Consider the following 25967-nt stretch of genomic DNA (forward strand, 5'->3'; position numbering starts at 1 on the left):
TCCGTCAGGAGAATGGAATGCGGATCTCCCTCTTCATCGGCCAGAGTGCCGAACTGAACCCAGAGCAGGCCCCCGGCCTCATCAGTGCCATCCACAAGCAGCCTGCCGACGCCCCTCTGTGGTGCGATTTCCTCGGCCTTCGCGGGGATGAGCAGAGCGACAGACGCCATCATGGCGGCCCGGATCGGGCCCTGCACCATTACCCTGCGGAGCATTACGCCTGGTGGAAAACCTGGCAAACCGCGCTGGGACTGCCTGTACCACGCACACCCTGGCAGCCTGCCGCCTTTGGCGAGAATCTCTCTGGTTCGGGGCTGACGGAGGCGCAGGCCTGCATCGGCGATGTCTATCGACTTGGGGAGGCGCTGATCCAGATAAGCCAGCCCAGATCCCCCTGTTTCAAGCTCAACCAGCGCTTTGGCTATGGCCAGCTCTCCCAGGCGATGCAGCTGAGTGGTCGCTGTGGCTGGCTGCTGCGGGTGCTGGAAGAGGGAAGGGTGGATCCGCAGGGGGAGCTGACACTGGTGGACAGACCCTACCCTGAGCTGACGGTGAAGCGCACCGCCGACATCCTGTTCAACCAGGCCCGCAACGAGGACGATCTGCAACTGCTGCTGGAGAACCCGGCGCTCTCCCCCAACTGGCGCCAGCATGCGGCTCATTGGCTGGAACATGGAGTGGTGGCGGATTGGAGCCGGCGTTTGCTGGGGCCGACCGAGTTCAGGTTGCCTCGACAGGGCTGAAGGCAGGCGGAAAGATACCTTGTGGGCGATTTTTCCTGCGACTTGCTGAATTATTGAGCGTAAAGCCATTTTTTTAGAGTGAATGCAAAAAAAGGCTTGTGTCGGGTCGGGGCTTTCGGTAAATTCTCGCCCCGCAGACATCGGTGTGTAGCGCAGCTTGGTAGCGCACTTCGTTCGGGACGAAGGGGTCGGAGGTTCGAATCCTCTCACACCGACCAAATTTGAAAAGGCCGCTCAATGAGCGGCCTTTTCGCATTTGGTCTGTTGAAGCAAAGCTGACATTTCCATTGTCGATTGCTTCTCCTGCTCCGATTTCCCTCATTTGCCCAACTAAAAGGGCCACCGCTCGGTGGCCCCACTGGTGGAGTCTGATCCTGACTCCGGCACTCTAGATTGTGACAATCTCGTTATGGGTCTTGTCGATGGTGCCCTCCTTGCGCCCCAGGCGCTCATTCAGATATGCCAGTGTTGATGCCGCAATGCCTTGAAACCGTGTTGGGTTTGCAGGGCCGCATGCTTGGGGTACTCACTAATGAAATGTGCTATTCCCTCCATCAGTTGTGAACGCAGCGAAGACACGGGCTCATGCCAGGCTTGCAGGCAGAGATGACCAGGGATCAGCTGCTCTCGATACGCTTCCAGCAGCGATTCCGGCCAGGGCTCGATATGGGAATCGTGACGCAGTAAATAGTGGGCGGCGGGTTCACGGGCATAGATGAACTGAACTTGGGCCAGGTCGCGTTGGCTTAGCGTTTGGCTGCCGATATGGCAAGTCAGATATTTTCCCGTCTTCAGATTCAGGAAGTGACCGCGTTGCCGACAGGCAATGATGCGATACCAGGGCAGGGGTGAACAGAGAGAATACCCCTCCAGCTCCTGTTCCAACCAGTGACGGCACTCTGGGGTCTGCACTTCTTCGCGCATGGCCTCAAGTCGTGTCAGCAAGGCTCTGGATGGTTGGGTAGCCAGTATCGCGCTCATCGTCTGCAATCCTCCCTCTGCACAGAATCCCGACTTTCAGTATGGACCCTGAGCGGAGGAGGGGGTAAGAATTCTAATGATTAAAATCAGCTTAGAAGCGCACTTTTTATGCAATAAAAACCATTAGCCGACGAGGTAGGTCCCCGTGCCAAAGGCGATGTGAGTGCCCTCTTCGTTGTGCAGCTCCATGCGGGCGACCGCGACCTTGCTGCCTGCCCGGATGATGTGGGCGGTGGCGATGAACTCGTTGCCGCGACCGGGACGAAGATAGTCCACCCGCAGATCGATGGTGCCAAGCCGCGAGAAGCGCTCCTTGAGATAGCTGGGGGAGAAGTTCTCCAGCTCGTCGATGCAGGAGGCTGCGACTATCATGCCGCCCGCCACGTCGAGCAGGCTGGCGGTGACGCCGCCGTGCAGTATGTTGTGGAAAGGGTTGCCGATGAGCTTCTGTTCCATCTTGATGCGCAGCTCCACTTTATCGAAGTCGTAGTGGGTGACTTGCATGCCGATCAGCTTGTTGAAGGGCATCTTTTCGGCGAACAGGTTGGCTATGCCACTGAGCGCCATCTTCTTGAGCATCTGTTTCATTCCTTGCGTCCGATCCCTGTCAGCACAGCCGAGTAAAAACTCCAGCCAGTCTGCAACACTTCCTTAACACTCGCAATGGCAGGTTTATTGTGGGCGGCGGCTGCTTTAGAATGGCGACCCCAAAGGAGAGCCCATGACCGTCATTGCCGAAACCCTGCCTGACCCTCAGCCAGAGAATCCCCTTGCCCTGTTGCAGGCGGTGTTTGGCTATCAGCAGTTTCGGCCGGGCCAGCTCGAGATCATCGAGCAGATAGTGGCGGGGCGCGATGCCCTGGTGCTCAAACCCACCGGCGGCGGCAAGTCGCTTTGCTACCAGATCCCGGCGCTGCTGCGACCCGGGCTCGGTGTGGTGGTCTCCCCCCTCATCTCGCTGATGAAGGATCAGGTCGACACCCTGCGCGCCAACGGCGTGGCGGCGGTCTACATCAACTCGGCACTGAGCCGGGAAGAGATGATCCAGAACTTTGCCGCCATGCGCCGGGGCGAGATCAAGCTGGTTTATGTTTCCCCCGAGCGTTTGCTGCAGCACGAGTTCATGGACCGGTTGGCGGAGTTGCCCCTCGGCCTGTTCGCCATCGACGAGGCCCACTGCGTCTCCCAGTGGGGGCACGATTTTCGGCCGGAATACGCGGCGCTGGGACGGCTCAAGCAGTGGTTCCCCCAGGTGCCGGTGGTAGCGCTCACCGCCACCGCCGACGAGGCGACCCGCAGCGACATGCTGCACCGGCTGGAACTGAACGATCCCTTCATCCACACCGCCAGCTTCGATCGGCCCAATATCCGCTACAGCCTGGTGGAAAAGTTCAAGGCGGCGGAGCAGCTGCTGCGCTACGTGCAGAGCCAGAAGGGCAACTGCGGCATCGTCTACTGCTCCAGCCGCAATCGGGTGGAGGAGGTGGCCGAGCGGCTATCCCGTCACGGCTGCAAGGCGGCACCCTATCATGCCGGTCTGCCGCTGGAGCTGCGTCAGCAGACCCAGGAGGCCTTCCTCAAGGATGACATCGAGATCGTGGTGGCGACGGTGGCGTTCGGCATGGGCATCGACAAGCCCAACGTGCGCTTCGTGGTGCACTACGACATCCCCAAGAACATCGAATCCTACTATCAGGAAACCGGCCGTGCCGGGCGCGACGGCACCCCGGCCGAGGCGCTGCTGCTCTACGATCCCGCCGACATCGGTCGGGTGCGCCGGCTGCTCGACAACATCGAAAACCCACAGCAGTTGCAGGTGGAGCAGTACAAGCTCAACGTGATGGCGGCCTTCGCCGAGGCGCAGACTTGCCGCCGTCAGGTGCTGCTCAACTACTTCGGCGAGTACAACGACAAGCCGTGCGGCAACTGCGACATTTGCCTCGATCCGCCCCAGAGTTATGACGGCACCGAAGACGCCCAGAAAGCGCTCTCCTGCGTCTGGCGGGTGGGACAGAATTTCGGGGTGGGTTATGTGGTGGAGGTGCTGCGCGGATCGCTGAACCAGCGCATCAAGGATCACGGTCACGACAAGCTGTCGACCTACGGCATCGGCAAGGATCAGAGCCACGAATACTGGATGAGCGTCATCCGCCAGCTGATCCACAAGGGGTTGCTGACCCAGAACATCACCCGCAATCTGGTGTTGCAGCTGACCGAAGCGGCTCGACCCGTGCTGCGTGGCGAGATGAAGCTTGAACTGGCAGTCCCCCGCCTGCAGCCCATCTCCAGTCGCAAGGAGAAGCGCAACGGCCTGCTCGACAACGCCAACTATGACAAGCGGCTGTTCAAGGAGCTGCGCGCCCTGCGCAAGCAGATCGCCGAGGATGAAGAGGTGCCGCCCTATGTGGTGTTCAACGACGCCACCCTGGTTGAGATGGCACAGCTCATGCCGATGACCGAGGAGGAAATGCTGGCGGTCAACGGTGTCGGTCACCGCAAGCTGGAGCGCTTCGGTGAGGCCTTTATGGACCTGATCATCGACTACTGCCGCCGGTAGGGTCGGCCCAGGTAGACCTTGTCATCGACCGCTGCAGGCCCAGGCCGGTAGGCTGGCACAACAAACAGTGGAAAGGCGCCCGTTGGTCGGCGCCATGCATTATTTCAGGCTGGCGTAATAGGCCGCCAGATTCTCCATGTCCGCCTCGGTCAGCATCGCCATGAAGGGAACCATCAGCGGCTCGGTACGGGAACCCTCCTTGAACGCTTTCATCTGCTTGAGCAAATAGGCCTGGTTCTGGCCCGCGAGGTGGGGGTAGGTCGGGACGCTCGCCTTGCCATCCGCGCCATGACAGGCGGCACAGACCACGGATTTGGCCTTGCCTGCGTCTATGTCGGCCGCCTTGGCCTGATGGCCCCAGGCAAGCGCCAGCAGGGGCAGGGTATAGACCCACTTTTGCATCGTCTTCTCCTTGAAATGAATAATCGTGATCGCCTGTTAGCCTCGACGAGCCGACGGCGGTATAAAGAGTGACACGAGCATACGCAGGGACAACCCCCATCACCATGAAGTTGATCAACACTTTTGCCACCGAACTCCCCTGGGCTTGCGAGCCTGTTGCCCCGCAGCCGCTGCATGGCCCCAGATTGCTGCATCTGAACCGTGCGCTGCTTGGGGAGCTGGGGCTCGGGGAGGTGAGCGAGGCGCAGTGGCTCGCTTGTTGCGGCCAGGGGCAGCCCCTGCCGGGCATGCAGCCGGTGGCCCAGGTCTATGCGGGCCACCAGTTCGGTGGTTACAGCCCGCGCCTCGGGGATGGCCGCGCCCTGCTGCTGGGGGAGCAGCTGGCGCCGGATGGCAGCCGCTGGGACCTGCACCTGAAAGGGGCGGGCAAGACGCCATTCTCCCGCTTTGGCGACGGCCGTGCCGTGCTGCGATCCAGCATTCGCGAGTACCTGGCTTCCGAGGCGCTGCATGCCCTCGGCATTCCCACCACCCGGGCTCTGGTGCTGCTGGGCAGTGACGAGCCTGTCTACCGGGAGCAGGTGGAGAGCGGGGCGACCGTGCTGCGCACCGCGCCGAGCCATCTGCGCTTCGGTCATTTCGAGTATTTCGCCTGGAGCGGGCAGGGGGAGAAGATCCCCGCCCTCATCGACTATGTGCGGCGTTACCACTTCCCCGAGCTGGCCGATGGCGCCGAGTTGTTTGCCGAAGTAGTTCGCCGCACCGCGCGGCTCATCGCCAAGTGGCAGGCGGCGGGGTTCTGTCACGGGGTGATGAACACCGACAACATGTCCCTGCTCGGGTTGACCCTGGATTACGGCCCCTACGGTTTCATCGACGCCTATGTGCCGGACTTTGTCTGCAACCACTCGGATCCGGGCGGTCGCTATGCGCTGGATCAGCAGCCTGCGGTCGGATACTGGAACCTGCAGAAGCTGGCACAGGCGCTGGCCGGCCATGTGGATGGCGACGCGCTCGCGTCGGCCCTGGCCCAGTACGAGCACCAGCTGATGTTGCACTACTCCGAGCAGATGCGCGCCAAGCTGGGGCTGGCGGTGTGGGAAGAGGAGGATCCGGCGCTGTTCCGCGAGTTGTTCCGGCTGCTGGCGGCGCACAAGGTGGATTACCACCTCTTCCTGCGACGGCTGGGGGAATTGACCGCTCAGGGTGACTGGCCCGCCAGCCTGCTGGCCCTGTTGCCGGTTCCTGCCGTCTGGCAGGGGTGGCTTGAGGCCTATCGGGCACGCCTCGCCCGGGAAGGGAGCGAGGATGGCGTGCGCAAGGGGCAGATGGATGCGGTCAATCCCAAGTATGTGCTGCGCAACGCCCTGGCCCAACAGGTAATAGAGGCGGCAGAGCAGGGCGACATGGCGCCGTTCGAGCGGCTGTTTGTTGCCCTGCTGCACCCCTATGATGAGCAACCGGAATACGAGGATCTCGCCACCCCGCATCCGGGCTGGTATTGCGGGGGCGAGCTCTCGTGCAGCAGTTGAGGAGCAACGGATGAACTGGCGTATCACGCAGACAGACAGGGAAGCCGGGGTGGTGATGCTGACCTGCCCGGGCCTTGACTGGGACAGCTTCCCGACTCTGGCCGAGGCCCTGTTGCAGGAGTGGGAGCTGGCGGCACTCGAGCGGGAGTGGGGGGCGGATCGCTACAGCTGGCTGCTGGAGTTTGAAGGCAGCCGCTTTCGGCTCGAGTACGAACATTACAGCGGCTGCTGGCTGGCGGCGGTGCAGCCGGACGACGCGGAGGCGCTGCTCTGGCTGGCTCGGCAGTCCCGGGAGTGAGCTTTGCGTGCGATGCGAGTCAATCCCTTGAGATAACCGCATAAAGATTGAACTATCAATTTTGGGGCGTATAATCTCGCCCCTTGATTATCGCCATGGTGGCGATATGGGTTCCCTAACCCCATTAACCAAAAAGGTCACAATATGAACCTGACTCCGGCTCAGTACCAGACGGCACTGATGCGTCTCTCGTTGTTCCACATCCTGATCATTGCCAGCAGCAACTACCTGGTGCAGCTGCCGATCACCATCTTTGGCTTCCACACCACCTGGGGTGCCTTCAGCTTCCCGTTCATTTTCCTGGCCACCGATCTGACGGTGCGGATCTTCGGCGCCGGCCTGGCACGCAAGATCATCCAGACCGTGATGCTGCCGGCATTGACCGTGTCTTACGTGCTCTCGGTGCTCTTCTTCGAAGGGAGCTTCCAGGGGGTGGGCAATCTGGCAGAGTTCAATCTCTTTGTTGCCCGGATCGCGTTAGCCAGCTTTATGGCCTATCTGGTGGGCCAGTTCATGGATGTGGTGGTGTTCAACCGCCTGCGCCTGCTGAAAGCCTGGTGGGTGGCTCCGGCGGCCTCCACCCTGTTCGGCAATCTGGTGGATACCATCGCCTTCTTCGGCATCGCCTTCTGGCGCAGCACGGATCCCTTCATGGCCGAGCACTGGGTCGAGATCGCGACCGTGGATTACGTATTCAAGTTGCTGATAAGTCTGGGGTTGTTTGTGCCGCTTTACGGTGTGCTGCTGCGCTATCTCAGCCGCAAGCTGGTGGGGGAGGCCGGATTGGCTGGCCTGCAAGCTGCTACGCGACAAGCCTGATGAGATTGACCACCCCCATGGGTGGTCAATTTTTTTGCGATCTTCGCAAATAAGGCTTGCACAGTTAAATGAGAATGATTATTGTTAACTTGTTTTCCGGGAAAGACTTCATTTGTTCCAACGTGATGGACTTCTTGTGAAGGCACGACATTGCTCACATTGCTTCCAGTTAAGGGGCCAGTAGTTTACTGGCCCTCTTTTTTTGCGTCTTTTCCGCCATCAGCGGGCATAAAAAATGGGAGCCAGGGCTCCCATTTTCACTCAGCGTTATTTACTCGATGTCGAGGGCATCGGGGGAGAGGATCACCCCTGTGGTATCGGCATAGAGGTGGTCATCCGGCAGGAAGGTGACGCCGCCGAAGTTGACAGGCAGATCGGTTTCCCCGATATCCTTGCTGTCGGCGCCCACCGGAATGGCCGCCAGGGCCTGAATGCCGATGTCGAGATCTTCCAGGATATCGACCTCACGGACGCAACCGTAGCAGACGATCCCTTCCCACTCATTTTCCGCCGCCGTGGTGGCGATCTCGCTGTCGATCAGGGCACGACGCATGGAGCCGCCACCGTCGATCAACAGCACGCGACCAACGCCGTTCTCCTTGACCAGTTCACGGATAAGACCGTTCGATTCGAAGCATTTGACTGTGGTGATGACGCCGCCGAAAGAGGCGCGGCCGCCGAAGGAGCAGAGCATGGGTTCGAGCACATCCACCATGTCCTGATAGATGTCGCACAGTTCTGAAGTGTTGTATTCCATTGTGTCAGATCCACCGCTGGAAACAGGTGGATCCAGTATAAGGAGTGGGGTTGGCATTTCAACGACTATTCCTTGCCCAGTGGCGGGAAATGCCGTTTTTGCGCGAAAGCGGCCCCGCGTCATGGCAGGAGCCGCAGACGGTCAGCCTCGGGCCCTAGAGCAGAAACAGGGTCGCCAGCCCCAGGAAGATGAAGAAGCCGCCGGTGTCGGTGATGGCGGTGATCATCACGCTGGCCCCCACCGCCGGGTCGCGCCCCAGCCGGCTCATGGTCATGGGGATGATGACCCCCATCAGGGCCGCCACCAGCAGGTTGAGGATCATGGCGAGCGTCATCACGCCCCCCAGCGCCGCATCCTGATAGAGCAGGAAGGTGGCGATGCCCATGATGCCGCCCCACACCAGGCCGTTGATCAGGGCCACCCCCAGCTCGCGCCACAGCAGGAAGGAGACGTTGCCTGTCTGGATGTGCTGCAGCGCCAGCGCCCGCACTATCATGGTGATGGTCTGGTTGCCGGTGTTGCCGCCGATCCCGGCGACGATGGGCATCAGGGCCGCCAGTGCCACCAGCTGGGAGATGGTGTGCTCGAACAGGCCGATCACCCGCGATGCCACGAAGGCGGTGCAGAGGTTGATGGCGAGCCAGGCCCAGCGGGTCTTGACCGCCTTGGAGACGGGGGCGAACACGTCTTCTTCCTCGCTGATCCCCCCCATGCGGCGCAGGTCGGTGTCGCTCTCCTCATAGACCAAGTCCACCACCTCGGCGACGGTGAGCCGTCCCATCAGCTTGCCCCTGGCATCCACCACGGCGGCGGAGACCAGGTCGTCCCGCTCGAAGGTGCGGGCGGCGGCTTCGTCGTTGTCTTCCGGATCGAAGGTGACCGGATCCTTCTCCATCGCGTCGCTCACCAGGGTTTCGGGCTTGTGCAGCAGTACGGCGGTGAGGGGCAGCTCCCCCTGCAGCCGGTTGCGCCGATCGGTGACAAACAGCTTGTCGGTGTTGGCGGGGATCTTGCCGCGCAGGCGCAGATAGCGCTGGACGGTGGCCAGGGTCACGTCGGGCCGCACCGTGATGAGCTCGAAGTCCATCATGGCGCCGACCGTGTGCTTGCCGTAGCGGATCACCTCCCGCACCTTGTCCCTGTCCATCGGCGCCATGGAGGTGAGCAGCCGTCCCATCAGGTTGCGGGGCAGGTACTGGCCCAGGTAGATCTGGTCGTCGATGTCGAGGGTGCTCAGGGCGTGCAGCAGCTCCTTGTCGCTCATGCCGCTGATGAGACTGTCCCACACCGTCTCCGACGCCTCCACCAGGATCTGGCCGTGCTTGTCTGCATCCACCTGCTGCCACAGCACATGGCGCTCGTCCGGCGGCAGGGACTCCAGCGCATCGGCGATATCGGCGGCGGGCAGGCTGTTGACCAGCCGGGTCAGCTCGCTGGTCTGGTCCCGAAGCTCTGCGTCCTGCTCCCCTTGCGGGTCGAGCAGGCTCTCGGTGAGGGCGTCATCGGCCAGCAGCAGCGTGAGGATGCGGGCTCTGTCGTGTTCACGCTGTTTGGCGCTGTTCTTGGGGGGGAGGGACATGAAGCAGAATTCCTGAATTCGGTGATCCGGCGGACAGTCCCCATAGGATACCAGACTCAAAACAAGAGGTTATGACAGTAAATGCAGAAAAAGAAACGCCACCCGAGGGTGGCGTTGGAATGGATGCAGCGATCAGGCCGAGGCCAGGGCCGTGTCGGCGGCGCCTCCTTGCCCGAACCAGGCAAGCTGGTCCGCCAGGGTCACAACAGATCCCACCATGATGAGGGCCGGGCTCTCGACCCCCACAGCCAGCGCGGGCAGCTCATCGAGGGTACCGCGAATGACCCGCTGGCTTGGCTGGGTGCCACGCTCGATCAGCGCTACCGGGGTGTCGCCCCCCTTGCCGTGAGCCAGCAGCTGCTCGCGGATGGTGGCGCAGGAGGAGAGTCCCATGTAGAACACCAGCGTCTGTTTGTCCTTGGCCAGCAGCGGCCAGTCGAGATCCCGGGCACCCCCCTTGCCGTGGGCGGTGACGAAGCGCACGCTCTGGGCGTGGTCGCGGTGGGTCAGCGGAATGCCGGCGTAGGCCGCGCAGCCGCTGGCCGCGGTGATGCCGGGTACCACCTGAAAGCCAATCCCAGTACCAACGAGCGTCTCCAGCTCCTCGCCGCCACGGCCGAAGATAAAGGGGTCGCCCCCCTTCAGCCGCACTACCCGTTGCCCCTTCTTCGCCTCCTCCAGCAAGAGCTGGTTGATCCCCTCCTGCGGCACGCAGTGGTTGCCCGCCTGCTTGCCGACGAAGATGCGTTTGGCGTCGCGGCGCACCAGCGCCATCACCTCGTCGGAGACCAGCCGGTCATAGACCACCACGTCGGCCTGCTGCATCTGGCGCAGGGCGTGCAGGGTGAGCAGGCCCGGATCGCCGGGGCCGGCTCCCACCAGTACCACCTCGCCACGGGGGTGACTTTCGTCGGCAAACAGGCTGTCGGCCAGCTGGTGGGCAGAGGCGTGATCCCCCCGCGCCAGCGCCTGACCGAGCCGGTCCGCCCCGAGCAGCCGCTCCCAGAAGCGACGCCGTTCGCCCATGGAGGCGAAGCGGGCCTTGACCCGATCCCGCAAGCTGCCGGCGAAGGCCGCCACGACGCCCAGATGCTGGGGCAGCAGGGCTTCGAGTTTTTCCCGCAGCAGCCGGGCCAGCACCGGCGCCTTGCCACCGGAGGAGATGGCCACCATCAGCGGCGAGCGGTCGATGATCGACGGCATGATGAAGCTGGAGCGTTTCGGGTCATCCACCACGTTGGCAAAGATCCGCGCCTGATTGGCGCTCTGGTAGACCAGCGCATTCACCTCGCGCCGATCGGTGGCGGCCACCACCAGCCACTTGCCCGCCAGTTGTTCCGATGCAAATTCACCGGCCAGCCACTCGATGCTGCCGTTGGCCGCCAGTTCCGCCAGCTCGGGGTCGAGCTCGGGCGCTACGACTGTGAGGTGGGTACCGGCATCCAGCAGCAGGCGCGCCTTGCGCTCCGCTACCTCGCCGCCGCCGACTAGCAGCACGGGTTTGTTGTCGAGTCGGCAAAAGATGGGCAAGTAGTCCATGGGGCCTCCTGATCAGGCGGTTCGGGTCTGGTTGGCGGTACTGGTGGTTTCGCTCACCGCGACCGGGCGCTCGGCCTTGGGGGTGGCATACCAGTAGCCGAGGCCCATGAAGAGGGCGCCGGAGACGGTGTTGCCCAGGGTCACCCACAGCAGGTTGTGGCCGATGCCGCTCAGGGTGTAGGCCTCGGAGTGGGCGCCAAACCAGGAGAGGGCGAACAGGGTCATGTTGGCGATGGAGTGCTCGTAGCCGGAGGCGATAAAGGCCAGCAGGCACCACCAGATGGCGATGAAGCGGGCGGCCCCTTCGGTGCGCAGCGCCATCCAGATGGCGAGGCAGACCAGCCAGTTGCAGAGGATCCCTTTCATAAACAGGGTCAGCGCCGGTGCCTGGGTCTTGGCCAGCGCCACCTTGTGGGCCAGACTGCCCGCATCCGGCAGCAGGCTGCCGCCGTAGGAGTAGATGAGCGCTACCACGATGGAGCCAATCAGGTTGCCCGCCCAGGTCTGCGGCAGGATGCGCAGCAGGTCGGCCATGGTGATCTTGCCCGTTTTCACCCCGAAGGTGAGGAACATGGTGTGGCCGGTAAACAGCTCGGAGCCGGCGATGATCACCAGCGTCAGGGCGATGCCGAAGGTGGCCCCCATCACCAGCGGCCGGATGGCGGGATCCACCAGATTGCCGAGGGTGAAGATGAGGATGATGCCAAGGCCCACATAGGCCCCCGCCATGGCGGAGCTGAGCCAGAAGCCGAGCTTGTCGCTGCGCTCGAAGCGGTTGATGCGGGCCGCGTTGGCGGCGCACTTGTTGATGGTTTCGGTATACATCTTTGGTTCCTTCAAGAGGGCCGCCCGCAGGCAGCCCTGACTGTTTTTTAACCCCCTCCCAGCCTCCCCCTTGCTCAGGGGGAGGAGCTTTTTGCTCCCTCCCCTGTGAAGGGGAGGGCCGGGGTGGGGTCTGGTGTTAGACGGCGACCCAGACCTGCTGGTCGCGCACTTCAACGGGGTAGCTCTGCACCGACATGACGGGGTTGTCGAAACAGTGGCCATCGCTCAGGCGAAAGCGCTGCTTCTTGAGCGGGCTGGCGACCCAGAGCTCGCCGTCGTGTTCGCAAATCAGGCCCCGCGACAGCACGTTGGCGGCGAAGAAGGGATCCCGGTTGTCGATGGCGAACACCTCGGCGGCCGCGCTCGGGCGGAACAGAGCGATCTGACGACCTTCAATGAGTGCGCAGACACCGGTTCCCGGCAGGATGTCGTTGAGTTGGCAGGCAAGTTTCATCGCTTAATCTCCACCTCGAGTTGGATGGACTGGCTATCGAGCAGGGCGCAAACGTCCATGCAGCCCATCAGGATGCCGTTGAGTTGGCAGGCTAATTTCATCATTTGGTCTCCACCTCGATCTGGTAGACGGGGATGCGCTCGGCCGGAGTGGCGGGTCTGTGCTGGTCGCGCTCGGCGACGAACTGGACGTCCGGATCGCGCTTGTCGCTGTTGATGAAGTGGCTGAAACGCTTGAGCGCTTCCTCTTCGTTGAGGGTGCGCGACCATTCGCACTCGTAGCTGTCGATGAGGGTCTGGATATCGCGTTCCAGCGTCTCGGCCAGTCCCAGCTTGTCGTCGACGATCACTTCGCGCAGGTAGTCGACGCCCCCTTCCAGATTGCCGAGCCAGACCGAGGTGCGCTGCAGTTTGTCGGCGCTGGTGACGTAGAACATCATGAAGCGGTCGATCAGCTTGATCAGGGTCTCGCGGTCGAGGTCAGACGCCAGCAGGTCGGCGTGGCGCGGCTTCATGCCGCCGTTGCCGCCCACATAGAGGTTCCAGCCAGCATCGGTGGCGATGATGCCGATGTCCTTGCCCTGGGCTTCCGCACATTCGCGGGTACAGCCGGAGACGCCGAACTTCATCTTGTGCGGGGTGCGAATGCCCTTGTAGCGGTTCTCGAGGAAGACCCCGAGGCCGACGCTGTCCTGCACGCCGAAGCGGCACCAGGTGCTGCCGACACAGGTCTTGGCCATGCGCAGCGCCTTGGCGTAGGCCTGACCGGTCTCGAATCCGGCCGCCAGCAGCTTGCGCCAGATGGCGGGCAGGTCATCCTTCTGGGCCCCGAACAGGCCGATGCGCTGGGCGCCGGTGATCTTGGTGTAGAGCTTGTAGTCGCGGGCCACTTCGGCTACCGCCAGCAGCCCTTCCGGGGTCACTTCGCCGCCGGCCATGCGCGGGATGACGGAGTAGCTGCCGTCTTTTTGCATGTTGCCGAGGAAGATGTCGTTGGTGTCCTGCAGCGGGATATTGCGCGGGCTCAGCACATGCTCGTTCCAGCAGGAGGCGAGGATGGAGCCGACAGTCGGTTTGCACACCTCGCAGCCATAGCCTTGGCCATGCTTGGCCAGCAGCTCGTCGAAGCTCTTGATCCCTTCCACCTTGACCAGATGGAACAGCTCCTGACGGGAGTGGGGGAAGTGGGCGCAGAGGTGGTTGTTGACCTCGATGCCCTGCTTCACCAGCTCGGCGTTGAGTACCTGACTGATGAGCGGCACGCAGCCGCCGCAGCCGGTACCGGCCTTGGTGTGCTGCTTGATGGCGGCAAGGGTGGTGTGACCCTCGGCCACCGCCTGGGCGATGTCGCCCTTGGAGACGTCGAAGCAGGAGCAGATCTGCGCGCACTCCGGCAGGGCATCCACCCCCAGCGTCGGCTTGGCACCGGCGTAGGCAGGCAGGATCAGGGTGTCCGGGTGGCTCGGCAGCGGCAGGGCATTGAGCATCATCTGCAGCAGGTTGCCGTAATCTTCCACGTCACCCACCAGCACGGCGCCGAGCAATCGGCTGTTGTCCTCGCTCACCACGATCTTCTTGTAGACGCCAGCCTGATCGTCCTGAAACACATAGCTGTGGCTGCCCGGGGTGCGGCCGTGGGCATCACCGATGGAGCCGACGGAGACGCCGAGCAGCTTGAGCTTGGCGCTCATGTCTGCCCCTTCGAAGCGACTGTCACCGCCCTGCAGGTGGTCGACGGTGATCTGGGCCATCTTGTAGCCCGGCGCCACCAGCCCGAAGAAGCGACCCTGCCAGGCTGCGCACTCGCCGATGGCGTAGATGTCGGGGTCGGAGGTGAGGCAGTGATCGTCGATGACGATGCCGCCGCGCTCGGCGATGGCGAGATCACCGTAGCGGCCAAGGGTATCTTGCGGGCGAATGCCGGTGGAGAAGACCACCACGTCCACTTCAAGCTGGCTGCCGTCGGCGAAAGCGAGGCGGTGTTTCGCCTGCTCGCCGCCATGCATCAGGATCTCGCTGGTGCTCTTGCTGGTGTGTACCTGCACGCCCATGGATTCAATCTTGCGGCGCAGCAGCTGGCCGCCCTGACCGTCGAGCTGCTCGGCCATCAGCACAGGAGCAAACTCCACCACGTGGGTCTCGAGACCCAGCGCCTTGAGGGCACCGGCGGCTTCGAGGCCAAGCAGGCCGCCCCCGATCACCACCCCGCTCTTGCCGCTCTTGGCGGCGCTGCGGATGGCTTTCAGATCCTCGATGGTGCGATAGACGAAGCACTCATGGTGCTGGCTGCCCTGGATGGGCGGCACCCAGGGGTAGGAACCGGTGGCCAGCACCAGCTTGTCGTACTCGACCACAGTGCCCTTGTTGGAGTGCACTTCGCGGTTGGCCCTGTCGATTTTTTTCACCGCTTCGCCGAGCAGCAGGCAGATGCCGTGCTTGTCGTAGAAACCGGGTTTGACGAGGGAGAGATCTTCGCTGGTGTGATGGGAGAAGTAGGAGGAGAGATGGACGCGATCGTAGGCGGGACGGGGTTCTGCACCGAAGACGGTGATCTCGTAGCGGCCCGGATCGGCCCGCTCGATCAGCTCTTCGATAAAGCGGTGCCCCACCATGCCGTTGCCCACAACGACCAGTCTGACTTTGCTCATAGTTGCCTCAAGTTTGGAGTAATAAAACATCATTCTGGGGCTAGGCTACCCAGTCGGCAGGGGTGGGCGATTGATGCAAATCAAGTGTCTATTTATATATCTCCTCAGGGGTAATTCGAGAAAATTCAGCACTATACAAAAATAGGTATACCAGTTAATGATTTCTGCGTTAGCTCGGGGTGAGGGATGGTGGAGGGTAAGCCCGGTTTACCAACTGCCGGGGAGTGAAAACTTATGTCGGAAAAAGGCCGGTCTCGCACTGGGCGAGACCGGCATCAGCTGAACAAGGTGGCGCGTCAGGCAATATGGCGGCGGAACATGGCGAGCGCCAGCGACAGGGTGACGCCGGCGATGGCGAGCAGCGGCCAGAGCAGGGGCCAGGCGGCCGACCAGTCGAACCCCTTGAGGAAGACCCCCTTGAGCAGCACGATGAAGTGGGTGAGGGGGTCGATGGCCGCCAGCCACTGGAACACCTGGGGCATGTTCTCCACCGGCGAGATGTAGCCCGAGAGGATCACCGCCGGGACGGTGAAGGAGAAGACCCCGAGAAAGGCCTGCTGCTGGGTCGAGCAGAACGACGAGATGAAGAGCCCGATCCCGGCCAGTGCCAGCCCGTAGCAGACCATGCCTGCCATCAGCAGGCTGAGGCTGCCGGCAAAGGGAAGGTGAAAGACAAAACGGGCGGCCAGCGCGACTATGCACCCTTGTCCCACCGCCACCATGATGCCGGGCACCGCCTTGCCCGCCATGATCCAGCCTGCGGTGAGGGGCGAGACCAGCAGCTGATCGAAGGTGCCCTCTTCCCGCTCCCGCGCGACCGAGAGGGCGGTGACAATCAGACAGCCGGTGGTGGTGATGATGGCCACCAGCGCCGGCAGGATATGCCAGTGGAACTCGACGTTGGGGTTGTAGAGGTTGCGTACTGCCAGCTCGGGTTGCCCCTTGCCCTCACTTTGCCAGCGAGCGATCACCTGACTGATGTAGCCCGCCGCCACCTGACCGCCGTTGGAGCGGCGCCCGTCGATAATCAGCTGCACCTTGGCCGGTTCGCCCCGCGCCAATCGGCGCGAAAAATCCCCCGGAATAATCAGCCCGAGCAGCGCCTGCTGCCCGGTGATGGCCTCGGTCATGCCCGCCTCGCCCTGCACCGGAATGATGGTGGTGAAGGCGGGCATATGGGTGAGGCGCTCCAGCAGCTCGCGGCTCTGGGCGCCGCCATCCTGGTTGTAGATGGCCAGCGTGTTGCCGGTCACCTCCAGAGTGGCGGCGAACGGGAAGAGGGCGGTTTGCAGCAGCACCGGCATGATGAGCAGAAAGCGCCCCTGAGTATTGCCCATCAGGGCCTGCAGCTCTTTTCGGATCAGCCACCAGAGTCGGATCAGCATGGGTTACTCCAGAGTGCGCCGCGTCTTGCGGGCGGTCAGGGCCAGCCAGAAACCGGCCAGCAGCAGCAGACAGAAACCGTTGACCAGCAAGATCGAGAAGACGCTGCCCGCCTGATAGAGGGTCTGCAGGGAGCTGGCGAAGTAGCGGGCCGGAATGAGGTGGGTGATGGCCCGAAGCCAAGGCGGCATGCTGGCGATCTCGAACACGAAGCCCGACAGCATCACCGCGGGCAGAAACGCAGCGATCAGCGCCGCCTGTGCGGCATTGAACTGGCTACGCATCACGGTGGAGAGGAACAGCCCGAGCCCGAGGGCGCTACCGAGAAAGACGCTGGTGACCAGAAAGAGCAGCAGCAGGGAGCCGCGCCAGGGCACGCCCATCACCGTCACTGAGAAGAGCAGGCAGAGCAGCATGGCAATGATGCCAAGGCCATAGTAGGGCAGCAGTTTGGAGAGCAGCAGCTCTCCCTTGGTGACCGGGGTGGCGAGCAGCGCCTCCATGGTGCCGCGCTCCCACTCCCGCGCCACCACCAGCGAGGTGAGCAGGGCCCCTATGATGGTCATCACCACCGCAATGGAGCCAGGCACCAGAAAGTTGCGGCTCACCAGCGCCGGGTTGAACCAGGCGCGGCTCTCTATCGACACCGGCATGGCAACCCCCTCGCCAGCGAGCCACCCCTGCCAGATCCCCTGCACATAGTTGGTGACGAAGTTGGCGGTGTTGGGCTCGGAGCCGTCGGTCAGCAGCAGCGCCTGCGGCGTGCCATTGCCCTGACCGGCCAGCGCGCGGGAGAAGCCGTCATCGATCACCAGCAGGCCGCGGATCTCGCCACGGGCCAAACTGGCGAGCAGGGACTCCTTGCTCGGCCCGCTGTGGATCTCCAGCGCGGTAGAGCCGCGCAGGGCCTGCTCCAGCCGCACCTCCGGGGCGCCGCTGTCGGTGCGCCAGATGCCGAGGCGCAGATGGTCCACATCCAGATTGATGGCGTAACCCATCACCACCAGCAGCACCACCGGCATGATGAAGGCGATGAGGATGCTGCTCGGGTCACGGACGATTTGCAGCGTCTCCTTGCGGCAGAGGGCCAGCAGTCGCCGACGGTTGATGCTCATGCGTCCTCCTCGCTGGCCCGCTCGACCAGGGTGATAAAGGCCTCTTCCATTGTTGGCAAAGAACAGGTCGGCAAGGAGCCGGTTGGCAAAGAGGTCGCCGCCTCTTTGGCGGCCAGCCCCTTGAGATCGTCCGGAGTACCGAGGGCCAGCAGCTTGCCGCGATAGATGAGGGCGATGCGGTCGCAATATTCCGCCTCATCCATAAAGTGGGTGGTGACCAGCACGGTGACGCCGTGGTCGGCCAGTGCGTTGATGTGCGACCAGAACTCGCGCCGGGTCACCGGATCGACCCCGGAGGTGGGTTCGTCGAGAAACAGCAGCGGCGGCTCGTGCAGCAGGGCGCAGGCCAGCGACAAGCGCTGGCGCAGGCCGAGCGGCAGGGATTCCGCCTTCTGATCGAGCCAGGGGGTGAGGGCAAAGGCAGTCACCATGGCGTCGATCCGCGTCTGCTGGTGGCGGCCGAACAGGCCGTAGATACCGGCGAAGAAGGAGAGGTTCTGGGCCACGGTGAGCTGCTTGTAGAGGGAGAACTTCTGCGCCATGTAGCCGAGGCGCTGGCGTGCCGCCGAGGGGCTGTGAGCCAGATCGATGCCGGTCACCAGCGCCTGCCCCTCGCTCGGGCGCAGCAGGCCGCACTCCATCTTGAAGGTGGTGGACTTGCCCGCCCCGTTAGGGCCGAGCAGGCCGAAGATCTCGCCGCGCCGCACCGCAAAGCTGACATCATCGGTGGCGGCGAAATCGCCGAACCGCTTGGTAAGGTGGCGCGCCTCGATCACCGCTTCGGGGGAGACCCCCTGCGGCAGTTCGGCTTCCCGCATCCCGGCTGCCAGACTCGACTCCCCGCCGGGGCCGCCGCCGAGCAGGTCGATAAAGGCATCCTCCAACCGGGGCTGGGCCGGTTGAAAGGCGCCGTTGGCGAGATGCAGCTCCGCCAGCGGTGGGGGCGTCATGCCCGGGTGCAGCAGCAGGCGAACCCGCTCCCCCGCCACCGCGCCATCCATCACCGACGGGTGAGCCAGTGCCCGGCGCAGCAGGGCGCGTCGCTCGCGGCCATCCAGCTGCCCCGCCTCCAGCAGCCAGCAGCGGCTGGCCATGGCCCCCATCAGATCGGCCGGCGTGCCGCTGGTGCGCACCTCGCCATCCGCCATCAGCAGCACGTGGTCGCACAGCTCCGCCTCGTCGAGATAGGCGGTACTCCAGAGCACCGTCATTCCCCCCTTGGCCAGCTCCCGCACCATCTGCCAGAGGGCGCGGCGAGAGATGGGATCGACCCCGACCCCCGGTTCGTCGAGCAGCAGCACATCCGGGGTGCCGAGCAGGGCGCAGGCCAGCCCGAGTTTCTGCTTCATCCCGCCAGAGAGCTTGCCTGCCGGCCTTGCGGTGAAGCGGGCAAGGTCGGTGAAGGCGAGCAGCCGCGCGAAGGTGGGCGTGCGTTCGGGCTCCAGTACGCCGCGCAAGTCAGCGTAGAGGGTGAGGTTCTCCAGCACGCTGAGATCCTCGTAGAGGCCGAACTGCTGGGGCATGTAGCCGAGGCGCTGACGCAGCAGATCTCCCTCGCTCACCGGATCCAGCCCCAGCACCCGGATGGCGCCCGCGTCGGGGATCAGCAGACCGGCCAGCAGGCGCAGCAAAGTGCTCTTGCCCGCGCCGTCGGGGCCGACCAGCCCGGTGATGCCACCGGTCGGAATGGTGGCCGAGATGGCGTTGAGGGCGACCCGCTCGCCAAAGCGTTTGGTGAGCCCTTCAAGGGAGATAGCGCTGTTCATGGAGCCAGCCTGACAGTGACCGGCATCCCCTGTCGCAGGGCCGGGTCGGGATCCTGCACCACGATGCGCAGCCGGTAGACGAGGTGGGTGCGAAGATCCGGCGTTTCCACCGATTTCGGAGTGAACTCGGCGGTGGGCGAGACAAATCCCACTACTCCGTGATAGGGCTTGTCCGGCCGCGAGTCGGTGGTGAGGGTCACCTTGGCGCCGCTCGGGAAGTGGCCGAGCCAGGGCTCCTCCACATAGGCGCGCACCCAGACCGGCGCGGTCAGGGAGAGGTTGAAGGCGGTCGCTCCGCTCTGCACCATGCTGCCGTTCTCGATGGCGCGGCTGATGATGATGCCGTCGCTGGGGGCGGTCAGGCTGGCATCCGCCAGCGCCAGCTCGGCACTGGCGAGCGCCGCTTTGGCCCCTTCCAGCTGGGCATCGGACTGGGCAATCTCTTCCGGGCGATAGCCGGTTTCGAGCTGGGCGAGCTGTTCGCGGGCGGAGCGTACCTGCGCCTGGGTCTGATCCCGCTGGGAGCGGGCGGTATCGAGCTGACCGCGGGAGATGGCGCCGGTGGCGGCCAATGCGCTCTGGCGGCGCCACTGCTGGTCGGCTTCCAGCGCAGCGGCCTCGGCGGCGGCCAGTGCGGCCCGGGCGCGGTCGGTCTCTTCGCTGCGATAGCCTTTGTGGATCAGGGCGTTGGCGGCAGTGAGTGCAGCCAGATTGGCGCGGGCGCTGTCGCGGCTGTGGGTGAGGGGAGCCGGATCGAGGCGGGCCAGCAGTTGACCGGCTTTTACGCTATCTCCCTCATCGACCTGCACCTGATCGACGCGGCCGCCGACCCGAAAGGCCAGATTGACGTCGCGAATATCGACGTTGCCGTAGAGGATGGATCCGTCGGCGGGGCGCCCCTGCCACCAGAGGTAGCCACCGATAACGGTTAGCAGCAGGGCCAGGATTGCAATGCGTTGTTTCATGCCGCTTCTCCTTCTTTCATATCGGTGGGGCGCAGGCCGCGCAGGGCCCATACCAGCCGTTGTCTGGCGGCCTCTGGGTTGTCTATCTGGCTGAGAAAGGGGGCGGCCTCTTCGGGCAGCCAGCCGAGCTGACGACCGCTGCCGGCGATCACCAGCGGCAGGCCGACCGACCCCATGATGAAGATCATCAGCTGGAGCGGGTGACCCGCGACCAGCGACCCTTCCGCCTGTGCCATCCGTACCTGTTCGATCAGCAGCAGGGGGTGACGGCGCGGCAGGCTGAGCAGAAAGCGCTGGGCCGCCCCTTCCCCCGCCAGCGCATCGCCAAACAGGTGGTTGATGAAGCCGCGCTGGCGCGCCACCAGCCCGATCAGCGCCTCCATGGTGGCCTCGAACATGGCGATGGCAGAGGGGTAGGAGCCCTTGGCTGCCACCGCCTTGAGCTCGTCATAGAGGGGGGCATACCAGAGCTCCACCAGCTCGTCGATAAAGGCGTCGCGGTTGCCGAAGTGGTAGACGAAGGAGCCGAGGTTCACCTCGGCCGCCGCCGCCAGCTCGCGCACCGTCAGGCCGCGCAGCCCCTTGTCGGTGGCGATGGCGAGGCCGGTATCGAGCAGTTTCTGACGGGTGGGGTGCATCTGGCTGGTGCTCCTGGTGTATGTATTTTGTACGCAATTATACGACTGTATAAAAAATGCGGAAGCGGGCGACAGGATCTTTTTGCCCGCAATGTGATCCGCCCCGCTCTGAGGGGCCGTGATCCCCGTCCGGCAGGGGGAAGGATCCACCGATTGTGCCCAAGCCACGGGCATGTCGGTGTGATGGGGTGGTGAAAGGCGCTTCTGGTCCCGGGTGCGGGTGCCCGGGCCACAAGAGGCTGGTGATGGAGCCGGGAGCTGCCTGACCCGGATCAGGGGGTGTCGGTGGCCCCGGTGTGATAGGGGGGCCGGGCACAGGTGTCCCGTATCAGGGCGCGCAGCCAGCGGTGGCCCGGATCGGCATCCTGACTGGGGTGCCAGAGCAGGGCGACCCGGATCCCTGGCAGAGCGAAGGGCAGGGGCAGGGTGACCAGATCGCCGAGCAGGCTGGCGCAGTGCAGGTGCGGCACCGTCGCCACCAGATTGCTCTCCCTGACCAGGGCCAGTGCCGTTGCAAACCCGGGAACCAGGGTGGTGATGGTGCGCCGCCTCCCCTGGCCTGCGAGAATTTCGTCGATGGGGCTGTGAGGCTGGCCCCGGCGGGAGACCAGCACGTGGCGCGCGGCGGCATAGCGCGCCACGGTCAGGGTGCCGTCGCAGAGGGGGTGGTCCGGGTGCACCACGGCGACGAAGTGGTCCTGGAACAGGGCCTGGGTGCGCAGCTCAGGGGCCGTGGTGGTGCCGATGACCCCGGTCTCGAAGTCCAGCTCGCCACGGCGCAGGGGGCCGCTCTCCTTGTCGGGTTTGGCCAGAAAGTGCAGCCGCACCCCGGGGGCCTCGACGGCGAGGCGCGCCAGCAGGGCGGGGCCTACCGCCTCCACGAAGCCGTCGCTGGATCGCAGGCGGAAGGTGCGCTCCAGGCTCGCCGGGTCTACTTCCTGCTGGGGGCGCAGCACGGCCCGGGTCTCCTGAACCAGGCGGGCGACCTCATCCCGCAGGATCTGCGCCCGGGGGGTGGGGATCAGGCCGCGTCCCGCCCGCACCAGCAGCGGATCCCCCGTGGTTTCCCGCAGCCTTGCCAGGGCCCGGCTCATGGCGGAAGCACTCAGGCCTAGCCGTCTGGCGGCGCCCGCCACACTGCCCTCTTCCAGCAGGGCATCCAGGGTGATCAGCAGGTTGAAATCCGGGGTCATGGTCGTCTCCTCGCAGGCGGCGCCTGACGGGCCGACCCCTTCATGATACGCGAGTTGCCGTCTCTTCATATGGCGTCTGGTGCAACTATAAGTTGCAATCCGTGCGTCTTCCGCCTTGTCATCCCCCCCGCTAGCCTGAGTGCATCATCACTTGCCGGAGAGACTGCCATGTCCACACCACTTCTTGTTTCCCCTCCCGTGACGCGCCGTCTTGGTCTCGCGGGGCTCGGGCTCGCCACCCTGCTGCCCATGCTGGCGGGCAGCATGGCCAACCTGGTGCTGCCTGCCCTGGGGCGGGACTTCGGCGTGCCCTTCGCCAGCCTGCAATGGGTGCTGGTGGCCTACCTGCTTGGGATCACCAGTCTGACGGTGGTGGCGGGCCGGCTGGGCGATCGTCTGGGGCGGCGTCGCGTGCTGCTCTGGGGGACCGGGGTCTTTGCGCTGGCTTCCCTGCTGTGCGCCCTGGCCCCTTCCATTGGCTGGCTCATTGCCGCTCGCACCCTGCAAGGAGCGGGTGCGGCCTGCATGCTGGTGCTCTCGCTGGCCATGGCAGGAGAGCTGGTGCCGCCAGCCCGACGGGGCTGGAGCATGGGATTGCTCGGCACCCTGTCGGCCTGCGGCACGGCGCTCGGCCCCTCCTTTGGCGGCCTGTTGATCGGCGGATTTGGCTGGCAGGCTCCCTTCCTGCTGCTGCTCCCCCTGGTGTTGCTGGCGCTGGGGTGTGCCTGGCGTGATCTGCCCCGGGATGAGGCGGGCTCTGCCGAGGGAGGCCTCCCGCTCACCAGTCTGTTGCTGCTGGTGACGGCGCTGCTCTGCTACGGGCTGGCACTGACCCGGGGCAGCCCGCTCGGGGCCTGGCCGGGGATAGGGGCGCTCGTCGCCATGGCGCTCTTCGTACGTGCCGACTCGGGCGCCCGTCGCCCCCTGCTGCCCCTGGCGCTGCTGGGGGCGTCCAGGCGAAGAGGCGGGATCATCGCCAGTGCGCTGGTGGCCAGCGTCATGGTGGCGACTCTGCTGATCGGTCCTTTCTACCTGCACGGCGCCTTTGCCCTCGACATGGGGACGGTGGGGCTGATGATCTCCATGGGCCCGCTGCTGGCGGCGCTGTCCGGCATGCCTGCTGGCTGGCTGGTTGACAGAGTGGGGGCGACTCCTGTGGTGCGCCTCGGCCTGGGGCTCATGGTGGTGGCCGCCGTCTTGCTGGCCCTGCTGGACAGGGCGCTCGGGCCCCTCGGCTACCTGCTGCCCATCCTGCTGCTCACCGCCGGTTATGCCCTGTTCCAGACCGCCAACAACAGCGCCGTGGTGGGGGAGGCGGAGGGGGCGAGCCGGGGCGCCGTGGCCGGGCTGCTGACCCTGTCGCGCAACCTGGGCCAGCTGACGGGGGCGGCGGGGCTGGGGGGCCTGTTCGCCGCCCTGGCGGGGCGGCCCGATCTCGCCCTCGCGACGGCGGACGAGCTGGCGTTTGCCACCCGGGTCACCTTCGCCCTGACGGCCTTGCTGCTGATGAGTGCGCTCTGGCTGGCGGGAAGGGAGGAGCGTGCCGTGCAGGATGATGTGGCCCGGGACGGCTGCGAGTCGGGAGAACGCTGAAAACGAAGACGCCTCCACAGGGGAGGCGTCTTGCTATGGGATTGAGCAGGATAGTAAACCGCTCAGCTCCTCGTTATCGATCAACCTGTTACAGAATGAAGCGGCTCAGATCCTCGTCTTCAATCAGCTTGCCGAGGTGGGCGTTGACGTAGTCGGTGTCGATGACGAAGGTCTCGCCGGATTTCTCGGAGGCGTCGTAGGAGATGTCTTCCATCAGGCGCTCCATCACGGTGTGCAGACGGCGGGCGCCGATGTTCTCGGTGCGCTCGTTGACCTGCCAGGCCGCTTCGGCCAGACGGCGGATGCCATCCTGGGTGAACTCGATGTTGACCCCTTCGGTGGCCATCAGCGCCTTGTACTGATCGGTCAGGGAGGCGTTCGGCTCGGTCAGGATGCGCTCGAAGTCTTCGGTGGTCAGGGCGGTCAGCTCGACCCGGATCGGCAGGCGGCCCTGCAGCTCGGGGATGAGGTCGGACGGCTTGGCGATCTGGAAGGCGCCGGAGGCGACAAACAGGATGTGATCGGTCTTGACCATGCCGTGCTTGGTGTTGACGGTGCAGCCCTCGACCAGCGGCAGCAGGTCGCGCTGCACCCCTTCACGGGAAACGTCCGGGCCCGAGCTCTCGCCGCGCTTGCAGATCTTGTCGATCTCGTCGAGGAAGACGATGCCATTGTTTTCGACGGAGGCGATGGCCTTCTGCTTCAGCTCTTCCGGGTTGACCAGGCGGGCCGCTTCCTCTTCGATCAGTGCCTTCATGGCCTCTTTGACCTTGATCTTGCGCTTCTTCTTCTGGTTCTGGCCCAGATTCTGGAACAGCCCCTGCAACTGGTTGGCCATCTCTTCCATGCCCGGCGGGGTCATGATTTCGACACCCATGGGGGAGGCGGCCAGATCCAGCTCGATCTCCTTGTCATCCAGCTGACCTTCCCGCAGTTTCTTGCGGAAGATCTGGCGGGTGTTGGAGTTGTCGGCTTTCTCTTCCTCACCCCAGCTGTTGCGCGGGTTGGGCAGCAGGGCGTCGAGGATGCGCTCTTCTGCGGCTTCCTCGGCGCGGTATTTCATCTTCTCCATCTCGGTCTCGCGCACCAGCTTGATGGCGACATCGGTCAGATCGCGGATGATGCTGTCCACTTCCTTGCCCACATAGCCCACTTCGGTGAACTTGGTTGCTTCCACCTTGATGAAGGGGGCGTTGGCCAGCTTGGCCAGGCGACGGGCGATCTCGGTCTTGCCGACGCCGGTCGGGCCGATCATCAGGATGTTCTTCGGGGTCACCTCGTGGCGCATCTCCTCGGAGAGCTGCATCCGGCGCCAGCGGTTGCGCAGGGCGACGGCGACCGCGCGCTTGGCGTCGGCCTGACCAATGATGTGTCTGTCCAGCTCGTGGACGATTTCTCTCGGGGTCATCTCGGACATGGTGGCGTTCCTGTATCCGGGGCGGGCAGGGCCCACCCCTTGGAAAATGGGGTTTGGCTGGCGGCCTTATTTGGCGGCCCTATTTCGCCGACTTATTTAGCTGAATAATCCAGCACTTCGATGGTGTGGTTGCCGTTGGTGAACACACAGATGTCGCCCGCAATCTTGAGGGACTTCTCGACAATGCTCTTGGCGTCGAGCTCGGTGTTCTCCAGCAGGGCGATGGCGGCGGACTGGGCAAAGTTGCCGCCGCTGCCGATGGCGATGAGATCGTGCTCCGGCTGCACCACGTCACCGTTGCCGGTGATGATGAAGGATTTGTGCTCGTCGGCGACGGCCAGCAGCGCCTCGAGGCGGCGCAGGGCGCGATCGGTGCGCCAGTCCTTGGCCAGCGCCACGGCGGCGCGCTCCAGGTTGCCCTGATGGGCCTGCAGTTTGGCTTCGAAGCGCTCGAGCAGGGTGAAGGCGTCGGCGGTGCCGCCGGCGAAACCAGCCAGTACCTTGCCGTTGTAGAGGCGATGAACCTTGCGGGCGTTGCCCTTCATGACGGTGTTGCCAAGAGAAACCTGGCCATCGCCACCGATGACGACCTGACCGTTGCGGCGAACTGAAACTATGGTAGTCACTTTACTTACCTCGCTTGAGCCGAATGACGGCCTGACTGTGCATGGAGGAAAAGATGGGGATGGCAAAACGGCTTTTCAAGCCTGTGTCGAGCACGGATCGCGGGGGAGGGATCGGGTGGGCGCGGGATGGCGCCAAAA

At 64.1% G+C, this 25967-nt stretch carries 23 protein-coding genes and 1 tRNA gene; 7 read left to right on the top strand and 17 right to left on the bottom strand.

Translation table 11 applies throughout. From position 1 onward, the window contains the following. Window positions 1-17: 17 nt before the first annotated feature. Both AB7E19_RS16160 and AB7E19_RS16165 read left to right on the top strand, forming a co-directional pair. Complete coding sequence (locus AB7E19_RS16160) at window positions 18-743, top strand: MOSC domain-containing protein (protein WP_322131298.1); 726 nt, start codon at window positions 18-20, stop codon at window positions 741-743. A gap of 141 nt (window positions 744-884) precedes the next feature. Continuing rightward, window positions 885-961 (top strand) — tRNA-Pro (locus AB7E19_RS16165). Window positions 962-1196: 235 nt separating this feature from the next. Here the strand turns inward: AB7E19_RS16165 and AB7E19_RS16170 are convergent. Continuing rightward, window positions 1197-1724, bottom strand: a complete 528-nt coding sequence (locus AB7E19_RS16170; RefSeq protein WP_010676052.1) for a hypothetical protein — start codon at window positions 1722-1724, stop codon at window positions 1197-1199. A gap of 123 nt (window positions 1725-1847) precedes the next feature. Beyond that, complete coding sequence (locus AB7E19_RS16175; protein ID WP_069652393.1) at window positions 1848-2312, bottom strand: thioesterase family protein; 465 nt, start codon at window positions 2310-2312, stop codon at window positions 1848-1850. Between the two features lie 133 nt (window positions 2313-2445). On the opposite strand from AB7E19_RS16175, the gene recQ reads away from it, so the two are divergent. Then, window positions 2446-4281 carry an ATP-dependent DNA helicase RecQ gene (gene recQ / locus AB7E19_RS16180; protein ID WP_039039660.1) on the top strand — a complete coding sequence of 612 codons (1836 nt, stop codon included), beginning with the start codon at window positions 2446-2448 and terminating at the stop codon, window positions 4279-4281. 99 nt (window positions 4282-4380) lie between these two features. Here recQ and AB7E19_RS16185 read toward each other — a convergent pair whose 3' ends face one another. Further along, a complete protein-coding gene (locus AB7E19_RS16185; protein WP_128272669.1) occupies window positions 4381-4683 on the bottom strand; it encodes a c-type cytochrome in 303 nt (100 codons plus the stop codon). Window positions 4684-4787: 104 nt separating this feature from the next. Here AB7E19_RS16185 and AB7E19_RS16190 point away from each other — a divergent pair, with 104 nt between their 5' ends. The 3 genes from AB7E19_RS16190 to AB7E19_RS16200 all read left to right on the top strand — a co-directional run bounded on the left by AB7E19_RS16190 (window position 4788) and on the right by AB7E19_RS16200 (window position 7332). Beyond that, the gene (locus tag AB7E19_RS16190; protein WP_322131297.1) at window positions 4788-6215 is read left to right on the top strand and encodes a protein adenylyltransferase SelO; all 1428 of its coding nucleotides are present in this window, start codon (window positions 4788-4790) and stop codon (window positions 6213-6215) included. A gap of 10 nt (window positions 6216-6225) precedes the next feature. Further along, window positions 6226-6513, top strand: coding sequence for a DUF3630 family protein (locus AB7E19_RS16195; RefSeq protein ID WP_322131296.1), 288 nt, complete (start codon window positions 6226-6228; stop codon window positions 6511-6513). A 144-nt stretch (window positions 6514-6657) separates the two neighbouring features. Further along, entirely contained in the window at window positions 6658-7332 is a 675-nt protein-coding gene (locus tag AB7E19_RS16200) for a 7-cyano-7-deazaguanine/7-aminomethyl-7-deazaguanine transporter (protein WP_322131295.1), read from the top strand. 271 nt (window positions 7333-7603) lie between these two features. Here AB7E19_RS16200 and rraA read toward each other — a convergent pair whose 3' ends face one another. The 12 genes from rraA to AB7E19_RS16260 all read right to left on the bottom strand — a co-directional run bounded on the left by rraA (window position 7604) and on the right by AB7E19_RS16260 (window position 22193). Beyond that, window positions 7604-8089, bottom strand: a complete 486-nt coding sequence (gene rraA, locus AB7E19_RS16205) for a ribonuclease E activity regulator RraA (RefSeq protein WP_010676045.1) — start codon at window positions 8087-8089, stop codon at window positions 7604-7606. Window positions 8090-8243: 154 nt separating this feature from the next. Further along, complete coding sequence (mgtE, locus tag AB7E19_RS16210; RefSeq protein ID WP_322131294.1) at window positions 8244-9668, bottom strand: magnesium transporter; 1425 nt, start codon at window positions 9666-9668, stop codon at window positions 8244-8246. A gap of 132 nt (window positions 9669-9800) precedes the next feature. Next, entirely contained in the window at window positions 9801-11207 is a 1407-nt protein-coding gene (gene cysG / locus AB7E19_RS16215; RefSeq protein ID WP_427935933.1) for a siroheme synthase CysG, read from the bottom strand. Window positions 11208-11219: 12 nt separating this feature from the next. Further along, window positions 11220-12032 (bottom strand): nitrite transporter NirC, encoded by an 813-nt coding sequence (gene nirC, locus AB7E19_RS16220; protein ID WP_268031994.1) that lies wholly within the window; start codon window positions 12030-12032, stop codon window positions 11220-11222. A gap of 136 nt (window positions 12033-12168) precedes the next feature. Further along, on the bottom strand, window positions 12169-12486 hold the full coding sequence (gene nirD, locus AB7E19_RS16225) for a nitrite reductase small subunit NirD (RefSeq protein WP_267529214.1): 318 nt from the start codon (window positions 12484-12486) through the stop codon (window positions 12169-12171). Between the two features lie 100 nt (window positions 12487-12586). Further along, the gene (nirB, locus tag AB7E19_RS16230; protein WP_322131292.1) at window positions 12587-15133 is read right to left on the bottom strand and encodes a nitrite reductase large subunit NirB; all 2547 of its coding nucleotides are present in this window, start codon (window positions 15131-15133) and stop codon (window positions 12587-12589) included. Between the two features lie 296 nt (window positions 15134-15429). Next, the gene (locus AB7E19_RS16235) at window positions 15430-16518 is read right to left on the bottom strand and encodes an ABC transporter permease (RefSeq protein WP_005355575.1); all 1089 of its coding nucleotides are present in this window, start codon (window positions 16516-16518) and stop codon (window positions 15430-15432) included. A gap of 3 nt (window positions 16519-16521) precedes the next feature. Continuing rightward, window positions 16522-17631, bottom strand: coding sequence for an ABC transporter permease (locus AB7E19_RS16240; protein WP_427935936.1), 1110 nt, complete (start codon window positions 17629-17631; stop codon window positions 16522-16524). Then, complete coding sequence (locus AB7E19_RS16245; protein WP_322131290.1) at window positions 17628-19397, bottom strand: ATP-binding cassette domain-containing protein; 1770 nt, start codon at window positions 19395-19397, stop codon at window positions 17628-17630. Before AB7E19_RS16245 ends, AB7E19_RS16240 begins: the two co-directional genes overlap by 4 nt. Then, a complete protein-coding gene (hlyD, locus tag AB7E19_RS16250) occupies window positions 19394-20362 on the bottom strand; it encodes a secretion protein HlyD (RefSeq protein ID WP_201888791.1) in 969 nt (322 codons plus the stop codon). Before hlyD ends, AB7E19_RS16245 begins: the two co-directional genes overlap by 4 nt. Continuing rightward, window positions 20359-21000, bottom strand: coding sequence for a TetR/AcrR family transcriptional regulator (locus AB7E19_RS16255; RefSeq protein ID WP_134997213.1), 642 nt, complete (start codon window positions 20998-21000; stop codon window positions 20359-20361). Before AB7E19_RS16255 ends, hlyD begins: the two co-directional genes overlap by 4 nt. A 272-nt stretch (window positions 21001-21272) precedes the next feature. Continuing rightward, the gene (locus tag AB7E19_RS16260) at window positions 21273-22193 is read right to left on the bottom strand and encodes a LysR family transcriptional regulator (protein ID WP_042016461.1); all 921 of its coding nucleotides are present in this window, start codon (window positions 22191-22193) and stop codon (window positions 21273-21275) included. Window positions 22194-22361: 168 nt separating this feature from the next. On the opposite strand from AB7E19_RS16260, the gene AB7E19_RS16265 reads away from it, so the two are divergent. Further along, window positions 22362-23786, top strand: a complete 1425-nt coding sequence (locus AB7E19_RS16265; RefSeq protein WP_427935939.1) for an MFS transporter — start codon at window positions 22362-22364, stop codon at window positions 23784-23786. 88 nt (window positions 23787-23874) lie between these two features. On the opposite strand, the gene hslU is transcribed toward AB7E19_RS16265, so the two are convergent. Together hslU and hslV are read right to left on the bottom strand one after the other, a co-directional pair. After that, window positions 23875-25203, bottom strand: a complete 1329-nt coding sequence (gene hslU, locus AB7E19_RS16270) for an HslU--HslV peptidase ATPase subunit (protein WP_069652381.1) — start codon at window positions 25201-25203, stop codon at window positions 23875-23877. A gap of 92 nt (window positions 25204-25295) precedes the next feature. Further along, a complete protein-coding gene (hslV, locus tag AB7E19_RS16275; protein WP_005306539.1) occupies window positions 25296-25829 on the bottom strand; it encodes an ATP-dependent protease subunit HslV in 534 nt (177 codons plus the stop codon). Window positions 25830-25967: the final 138 nt, after the last annotated feature.

This window comes from Aeromonas sp., from assembly GCF_050252055.1.
Lineage (GTDB): Bacteria > Pseudomonadota > Gammaproteobacteria > Enterobacterales > Aeromonadaceae > Aeromonas > Aeromonas caviae.